General features: G+C 39.5%; 7 protein-coding genes and 1 tRNA gene. 6 read left to right on the top strand and 2 right to left on the bottom strand.

From position 1 onward, the window contains the following. On the top strand, positions 1–2,451 hold a 2,451-nt coding region (locus DPC56_RS02710; RefSeq protein ID WP_112093519.1), incomplete at its 5' end, for an FmdE family protein. A 66-nt stretch (positions 2,452–2,517) separates the two neighbouring features. Here the strand turns inward: DPC56_RS02710 and DPC56_RS02705 are convergent. After that, positions 2,518–4,236, bottom strand: coding sequence for a helicase C-terminal domain-containing protein (locus DPC56_RS02705; RefSeq protein ID WP_112093518.1), 1,719 nt, complete (start codon positions 4,234–4,236; stop codon positions 2,518–2,520). Between the two features lie 64 nt (positions 4,237–4,300). Between DPC56_RS02705 and cobI the strand changes: the two genes are divergently transcribed. Both cobI and arsB read left to right on the top strand, forming a co-directional pair. Further along, entirely contained in the window at positions 4,301–4,993 is a 693-nt protein-coding gene (gene cobI, locus DPC56_RS02700; RefSeq protein WP_245923839.1) for a precorrin-2 C(20)-methyltransferase, read from the top strand. 119 nt (positions 4,994–5,112) lie between these two features. Beyond that, positions 5,113–6,144 carry an ACR3 family arsenite efflux transporter gene (arsB, locus tag DPC56_RS02695; protein ID WP_112093516.1) on the top strand — a complete coding sequence of 344 codons (1,032 nt, stop codon included), beginning with the start codon at positions 5,113–5,115 and terminating at the stop codon, positions 6,142–6,144. A 204-nt stretch (positions 6,145–6,348) separates the two neighbouring features. Here arsB and DPC56_RS02690 read toward each other — a convergent pair. Then, positions 6,349–6,424: transfer RNA gene (locus tag DPC56_RS02690), tRNA-Arg, on the bottom strand. A gap of 277 nt (positions 6,425–6,701) precedes the next feature. Between DPC56_RS02690 and hisF the strand changes: the two genes are divergently transcribed. The 3 genes from hisF (at position 6,702) to DPC56_RS02675 (ending at position 8,979) form a co-directional block, all read left to right on the top strand. Next, entirely contained in the window at positions 6,702–7,526 is an 825-nt protein-coding gene (hisF, locus tag DPC56_RS02685; RefSeq protein WP_112093515.1) for an imidazole glycerol phosphate synthase subunit HisF, read from the top strand. 77 nt (positions 7,527–7,603) lie between these two features. Beyond that, entirely contained in the window at positions 7,604–8,470 is an 867-nt protein-coding gene (locus DPC56_RS02680) for a DNA glycosylase (RefSeq protein ID WP_112093542.1), read from the top strand. Further along, complete coding sequence (locus tag DPC56_RS02675; protein WP_112093514.1) at positions 8,470–8,979, top strand: hypothetical protein; 510 nt, start codon at positions 8,470–8,472, stop codon at positions 8,977–8,979. The genes DPC56_RS02680 and DPC56_RS02675 overlap by 1 nt, the downstream gene beginning before the upstream one ends. Positions 8,980–8,990: the final 11 nt, after the last annotated feature.

The following is an 8,990-nucleotide window of genomic DNA, read 5'->3' as shown; positions in this document are numbered from 1 at the left end:
CCAAAATACTACGCACACCTACAAATAACACTACAAGCCACAGAAGCCTACAAAACAGGGAGAGAAATAACACAAAAAGCAGACCAGATCCTAAACTTCACCAAAACAGGACAAATCCTAGTAATAACAACAGCAGGCAGCGCATACTACAAAAACAACACATCAGAAGACGTACTCGAGGGCATACTCAACCAAGCAAATGGAACCATAAGCTTTGGTAAAGGCAACCTACTACTACTCAGAAAAACAAGACTAGACACATTAGACTTCGCATTCATAACCAAAAAAGGAAACGACCTAATCCTAGCATACTTCAAAAACGCCAGCTTAACACCAACCTACATTGGAACAATCTCCCAGAACATGACACAGACGCAATGGAACAACCTCACCCAAAAACTAGGAAACGACACATTCCCAATAGCAAGCCTAGCCAACGCTTGGGCACTAGGACTACCAGCAGACATATTAAGAGAAGCAGCATTCCACGGACACGTATGCCTCGGAACAATAAGCGGCTACGCAATGATAGAAACACTACTCAAATACTATCCGCCAAGCACAGGTACGGGAGGAGCTGAATCGACTAGCTATATAGTTATTGGAGTTCCTGGCGGATCTGACGACGACGTCTTCGTATATGCAATGGATGCAACTCCAGGGAAAAGAGCATATATTGGATACAACACCACAGACGATCCCAACATGGTAGGATTCATACGCTGGAACTCAAACACACAAAGAGGAACACTCATTATCATGACATACAACTGGACAGAATTAACAGAACAATTCAAAAGAGAAACAAATGCAACAGTAGAAGAAGACACAGTAACAGAACTAAAATTCAACGCATGGGCAGTCCAAAAATTAATAACAAACCCAGAATCACTAGTAAAAATACTCTACGCGTTCGACAACCTCACAGAAGAACAAGTCAATTACCTTGCAGGTGGAGTGGGAAGCACAACAGTCCAAGACGCCCATGGACTTGACATGGAATACATCCTAAGCCAGAGCAACCTTGTAAATGCAACACCAGAAAATAAAACATACACAAAAGGCAACTTAACATATGACCAACTAAAAGGAATAGGTATCGAAGCCGCCAACATAGCAAAAGAATTATTAAAACAAGCAGGCATACAAGTAGAAAAGGATAGCCTTGAACTCCTTGTATTAACATCAGCAGGCTACGCACGCTTAAATGACCAAGATACGAGTCCAATATGGGACGGAATCTATGAAATGCTAGGGTCAAGATTAAGCCGAAAAACATTACTACCAGTCCACAGTGCACTTTGGAGTCAACTATGGTTCACATTCATATTAAAAGACGGAAGCTACGCTACAAATATCATAGGCAAGCCTGGAGGATTTGGAAAATTCTCATTTAACATCACAGAAGAAGACAAGATACTCTATGCTGTGCAACTGATCTATGATCCAATCAGAGGATTCATAATATCAAACGACACCAAAGGACCAATATATGATATAGGAGCTGGATGGAATTACACTAACCCAACAGTGTCCAGGGTGTTTAAAAACTGGAATGGCATAGTTACAATTGCAAACGCATGGTCCTATGATCCACCATTCGACATGCTAATGGTCTATCTATTCCATAACCATGTCTGTCCAGGAGTATCACCGTCATATCTCATAGCAGACTACATATACGAAAATTATCCAAGAGGAGAAAATGAAAAGTACATCTATGTAACAACAACAGACTATTGCAAAGATGATGGACTACTATTACTCCTAGGTGTATCACCAGGACAAGGAACATACTACAACCAAAGACTACTTAATACAATATCATCTTCTATTGAAGGCGGACAAATTGAAGGCATACTAATAATCTGGAACGAGAAACTGAACATAGGAAAAGCAGTGATAATCACATACAAAGGGCCAAGCTTCAATACTGGGGCAAATGGTCTTAGAGCTTATATAGACTGGTACAAGGGAAAAGAACCTACCGGTGTGCGTTCACAATACATAGTAGCTAATGAAGCACAAGTAAAATATATTACAAAAGACGAATTGAACTCCATACTTTCAGGCGCTGCCGGTTCACCTTCAGGCAATGCCATCCAATACATTAGAGGATTACCAGATCGTCAACTCTCTGATCTAATACCAAGCGTTCCAGGCACTCCCGGCGTGCCAGGTGTCCCTGGTGTTCCTGGTGGTTCAAGTATTTCTGGTGGTGTTTCTCCTGGTTTCGTTGGTTCCTTTGTGGGTGCTGTTTCAGGCGCCACTAGTGTTTCAGCTGCTGCTTCCGGTCCTGGAAGTGGACAGGGCAAGGCTTATGAGGTTACGAGGGCTTCTCCAGGTACTAAGTCAGCGGGTGCTGGATGGTATATCTATGGGGTTATCGGAGGCATTATACTAGTTGGCTTGGCTATCTTCGGGTTCCTGAAAGGCGGCTTCAAAGTTTAACCCCCCCACAATTTTTATTTTTTTATGGAAGAAGAGGCTTGTTTAGAATGTTCTTTTTTCAGTTGTTTATTCTATTATGGCTTCTTTGAAGAATTGTGGCAAGAGCGAGCGGTATAATGGGCTTCTGAATAGCATTGTTATATTTGCATCTAGGATGTAGGTGTAACATTCATCGTCGTGGGCGCGCATACCTCTTCCGTAGGCTTGCATTAAGGTCATGACAGTCTTGTAAGCATACCATTTCTTGTCCCTTTTTTGGCGCATGTTAACTTGCTTGTCACCGAGATAAGGGAATGGTATCTTGTAAATTACCTGGAATCTGCATTTGTCATAGGGTAAGTCAACGCCTTCGCTCATTGATGGACTTACAAGTACAAGAGGTTTTTCACTTTCTTCAAAATATTTTAACATTTCTTCGCGATTGTGAATTTTATGTCCTATAAGGCGATCATCAGGGATATTCTTTAATATGAATTTCTGGCAGCGGTAATTATGAGTGTGTATAAGTCCTTTATCATACTTGTGCCTTTCTAATATCCTTTTTAATATGGGGATTGTTTTTGGTGCTGTGTCCTTTATCCTATTTTTTGACATTCTTCCGATGAGTTTTAATTCTATTGGCCGCCTCGAGGCAGGGAATGGACTGTCAACTTTCAAAAAGAATGATTCTTCAGGGTTTATGCCGAGCCATTTGCAGAACATCCTATCTGAGAGTATTGTTGCACTCATAAACAAGCATATGTCAGCATGGGAAAAAAGATAACGAGGAGCATATTTATCGACTTGAAGTGGCTTGAAGGATACCTTTTCATGGTTTGTGTCGATAACCCAATTTTTGGGTTCTTTTTCCAGACTCTTTTTAAGTTCATCTAGGCGTTTTATCATCCTTTTCATCCTATTAGCTCGCCTTTTAGACATCTGGCTCTTGTCAAGATCCTTGTAATCCTGGGATATTGCATCGATTGGAAGTATCCACTCTTTGGGATCATCTTCCTCGAACATCTCATCGGGTATTCTCTTTTTTATATCCTTTTCCAACCTTTTATTGGAGAGATTAACCTCGAGTCTTTGCATGAGTTTGTTTTCTATATTATGGGCTTCATCCAGTACCATTAATTTTCTTTTTCCGAAGTGGCCTACATAATTGAGTTCTAGGAAGGCGTAGTCATAGTTCATGAGGGTTATGGGACTGTTTATTCCATGGGCTTTTTGTTCCCAATACTGGCAATGTTCCCTTGACTTGAAATAGATTTTGTTCCCATGAGAATCCTTGAAAGCTTCCTTGAAGAATAATGTTTCACCGCGGCTGACACCATAAGGGCATTGGAAATTCTCAGATGATGGTGTGGTCTGGCACACTCCAATGTCGCAGGTAGATTCGAGATCGTCGCTTTTACAATAAAAATTTGACCGTCCCTTGACAGTTGGGATCCTAAATTCCCTGGCATATTGATCTTGGAGTTGTTTTGTCATTGTGAGGATATACGCTGGTTGGTATATCCGAGCAAGGGTGATTGCTATCGCTGATTTTCCTGTTCCAGTCCCAGCTTCTAATATAATATATTTGTAGCCTTCTTCTATGGCCTCGTAGATGTCATTTATTATATCTAATTGGCCTGGTCTTGGTCGTGGGAAGGGGAAATTTTCTATGATCTTATCAGGGATGTGTGGATGTTCTTTTTTAAGATTTCTTTTTTGGATTTTTTCAGGGAATATTAGCCCCCCTTTACATATGCAGTTTTTCTTTAACATCCCACATTTAGGGCATATAATGGTCTCTTTCATTGTCTTTTTTTATTATCGTGGAAAATATATAATAGTATGGGCTAATAGAATTTTGGTGTTTAGATTGGGTGAAGGAAAGCTTATTGGTGTTGGTGTCGGGCCAGGTGACAGCGAACTTCTCACACTCAAAGCTGTCAAGATTATAAAAGATGTGCCTGTAATCTGCGCGCCAAGATCTTCCAGGAATAAACCAAGCAGAGCTCTTTCAATCATCAAGGACATCCTTGCTAGTAGGGACAATTACAGGTTGATTGAGCCAGTATTCCCTATGACGAGGGATATTAAAGAGCTTGAACGGCACTGGGATGAGGCTGCCAAACTTGTTGCCGATGAACTAGAAAAGGGCTATGATGTGGCGTTTGTGACACTTGGTGATCCTTCCTTGTATAGTACGTTTTCTTATCTTCAAGAGCGTATAGAAGATCTTGGTTTTGAGGTTGAAATGGTGCCTGGGGTGACATCATTTACAGGTTGTGCTGCCAGCGCTTCCATGACACTTGTAGAAGGTGATGAGATACTGGTAGTGGTTCCACGGGTCGATGAAAGACTAAAAGAGATAATATCATATGTAGATACTTGTATTATAATGAAGAGTCCAAAATCTGGAAGTGAAATAGAAGATATAATAGGTGATGATCCACGGGAGAAGAAGATAGTTTCCATCCAAAATTGTAGCATGAAAGATGAGACGATCCGAGAGGGATTTATGAGGAATGGAAATTATCTTTCAACGACAATTATAAAATTCAGAAAGTAAAAGGATCCAAGATTTTTTTAGAGAGATACTAATTTATTTCCTCTTTTATTCAATAGTTTTTGGCTGTGTAGTGCATAGCCATAAAATATATATATTGGCATATTCAAATACATGGAACTATGAATCAGAGGTTAGGATTTCTCGAAAAATATTTAACCCTTTGGATATTCACCGCAATGATACTAGGAGTATTGGTAGGGTATCTCATACCTGGAGTATCTTCTTTTATCAATCAGTTCCAGATTGGAACTACGAATATTCTTATTGCTATTGGATTAATTTTAATGATGTATCCTCCACTTGCTAAAGTCAGATATGAAGAATTAGGACAAGTTTTCAGGAATACTAGGGTATTGGGGTTGTCTCTATTCCAAAACTGGATAGTAGGCCCCATATTAATGTTCATTTTAGCAATTACATTTTTAGCAAAATATCCTGAATATATGGTTGGTTTAATCTTAGTTGGAATTGCGCGATGTATTGCCATGGTAATTGTCTGGAATGAGCTTGCCAGGGGAGATACTGAGTATGCAGCCGGACTTGTGGCATTCAATAGCATTTTTCAAGTTTTATTTTACAGTGTATATGCATGGATATTTGTCACAGTCTTGCCACCACTCTTCGGTATCCAGGGGAGTGTTGTAAAAGTTACTATACTTCAGATAGCGAAAAGTGTCTTCATTTACCTAGGAATTCCATTCATAGCAGGTATAATCACAAGATTCACCCTACTAAGGTTAAAAGATAAAGAATGGTATCATACCAGGTTTATTCCCAAAATTAGCCCAATCACACTTATAGCCTTATTATTTACAATTATTGTCATGTTTAGTCTACGGGGAGAAACAATCATCATGCTCCCATATCATGTTTTAGTCATTGCCATACCTCTAATGCTCTACTTTGTAATCATGTTCTTCGTATCCTTCTATCTAGCATATAAATTGAAAGTAGATTATCCAAAAACATCTGCATTGTCCTTTACAGCGGCAAGTAACAATTTTGAACTGGCAATCGCCGTCGCAGTAGGAGTTTTTGGAATAGGATCAAGTGTCGCTTTCGCAACAGTAATCGGCCCCCTTATAGAAGTCCCAGTACTTATAAGCCTTGTGAATGTTGCGCTTTTCCTAAAGAAAAAATATTACAAATAAAGGGAAAGTGAACTATCTCCTCGTTATCGTGTGGGTTTTTCCTCTTCAATGATGAGGATTAGTCTACTAGTAGACGGTATCATCTCAGCCAAGATATCAATGCTGTCACATCCTCATCTTTCGCAATTATTATTTATAAGCTTTGGCTTTCATTCCACCACGTTTACGCATTGGAGGGGGCTTCCCGCCGATTTAATTAAAAAACGGACCCGCCGGGATTTGAACCCGGGACCTTGGGATCCGAAGTCCCACGTCCTATTCCAGACTAGACCACGGGCCCAGAAAAAAATCAGTTTTTTGTGTTTTTTTATTTTTGTCTCTTATATTTATAAATTTTTTTGATGAATTGAAATTTATAAATGGAATCAAAAAAAGGGAAAACCACATTTCTAATAATTTTTGATCCATTTTTCCCCAAAAAATCCTTCCAAATTAACTTTTTTATAAAAGATTATCACGATCAATGTAGATTTAACATCCAATATTAGAAAGCCCATAATATTAACCCAAATTAGGGGATATATATAGGGAACATAAGATGATATAAGGGTGATAAGATGCTTACAAAAAGGATAATACCTTGTCTTGACTGCGACTTACAAGTACCCCATGGAAGGGTTGTGAAAGGCGTTGAATTCAAACAGATAAAATATGCAGGGGACCCTGTTGAACTCGCAAACCGCTATTATGAAGATGGTGCGGATGAAATAGTATTCTTGGATATAACAGCTTCCCATGAGAGAAGGGAAACAATGATTCATGTAGTAGAAGCAACTACAGAGAATGTCTTTGTACCCATATGCGTAGGAGGGGGTATAAGGAAGCCTGAAGATTTCGTTAAAATGCTCAAAGCCGGCGCAGATAAATGTTCAGTGAACACAGCCGCCATAAAAAATCCTGAACTGATTAATGAAGCCTCAGAGATCGTGGGGTCCCAGGCTTGTGTCGTTGCCATCGACGCAAAAAGAAGATACCTTGAAAATCCTAGAGAATCTGATGAACGCTTCATAGTAGAAGTTGAAGATGGTTACTGTTGGTATGAATGCAGCATTTATGGCGGGCGCGAATTTACCGGAATTGATGCGATAGAATGGGCTATTGAATGCCAAGAGAGAGGTGCGGGTGAAATACTCTTAACATCCATGGATCGCGACGGCACCAAGAAAGGCTATGACATTCCCTTGACAAGGGCTGTAAGCGAGAATGTTGACATCCCAGTTATAGCATCAGGCGGAGTCGGCGAGCCCGAACATATGTATGAGGCTTTTACAAGTGGTAAAGCTGACGCTGCATTGGCCGCGAGCATATTCCACTTTAACGAATATCCAATCCCTACCGTGAAAAGGTACTTAAAGGATAAGGGAATATCAGTGAGACTATAAAAGATTTGGTTGAAGGGGGAAAGAACCTCATAAAAGCATTTGAAGATACCAGTGAGACTATAAAGGATTTGGTTGGGATGCAGAAGGCCTTCAACATCAAGGCAAGGGAATTTGATCTTGAGGCTACAATGTACAGTGGCCAGACATCCCAACCCCCATGGCACAAAAATGGAAAATATTACAGTGAACTTTTAATAATAGATAACAAACCTTCTCTTGTAACAATAAAACAAGAAGATAATAAACTCCACGTTAAAATAGAATCCCCAGAAAAAGTACCTTTATCAGAGGTTAAAGAAAAGCTAAATCATATATTCGATCTTAAATTCGATATTGAGGGATTTTATGATTTTTTAAGCTCTTATCCACCACTTGATTCTATAGTGGATTACTCAAGGGGGCTTAGACTCTTCCTGGCCAAAGACATCTTTGAGTGCATTATATCATCTATAACATCGGCAAATTGTTCAATAAAGCGTTGGACCAAGGCAATAGATAACATGAAAAGATTGTGGGGTCAAAAATATACATTCTCCAAGGGTACATTTTATAGTTTCCCAGCCCCTGATGTTCTGGCCAATTTGGATGATGATAGTCTGCGTTTGGCTGGTGTAGGATATCGTGCAAAATATATCAGGAAAACATCTAAGAGGATAACTAGGATAAAATTGGATGTTATGGATTATGATGAGGCTTTCCATCTACTTTTGAAGTTTCCAGGCATCGGGCCGAAAGTTGCAGATTGCATACTACTTTATGGTTTCAGGAAACTTGAAGCATTCCCTGTTGATGTATGGATAAAAAAGATAATGGAACATTTTTTCAGCGTCGATGATAGGCATCTGAGGGATTTTGCAAGGGAGGAGTTTGGTGAATATGCAGGTTATGTGCAATTATATCTTTATGATTATGCAAGGAAGTCTGGGATCTTTGGGGGTGTCTGATGATAAAAGAGACTATCCAAGAGTTCAAATCTAGGTGTGTTGAATCCTATCAGAAACTTCTCAAGTCTCTGGATGAAAAATATTGTTGGAGGTGCCCTCAACGCGTCACGCGTGACAGGATAGGGTGCAGAGAGGCTGATGCATGGATTAGGATGAAAGAAGCCCTCGATGATACTATAAAATCTTATATACTAAAAGAAAGGGGTGAGGAATTCCTCCATAGGATCCTCCAGAGGATTCATGAGAGGGGATTTGAAGCTAAAATCTTTATCATGAAGAAACCTGAACTTAATGGATTTATAGTAGTTAGAGAAAAATCCTCAGGATTTAAAAAGGGTGAAAATGTAATAATAAATGACAAGATTCTTAAAGTGGAAGATGTAAAAAAAGGTTATATTATCAAGACAGCTGAAGGATCCTATCCTTCTTATAAGATTCGAGGGATTCTCTTGGATACCATCAACGAGAAACATCCACTCTATGATTATTTCAAAAAGATAATCCCTTGATAAAAAAACCC

The organism is Methanothermobacter tenebrarum (assembly GCF_003264935.1).
Classification (GTDB): Archaea; Methanobacteriota; Methanobacteria; order Methanobacteriales; family DSM-23052; genus Methanothermobacter_A; species Methanothermobacter_A tenebrarum_A.
Note: the sequence above shows the minus strand (reverse complement) of the source record. Positions and strands in the feature narration are given on the sequence as shown.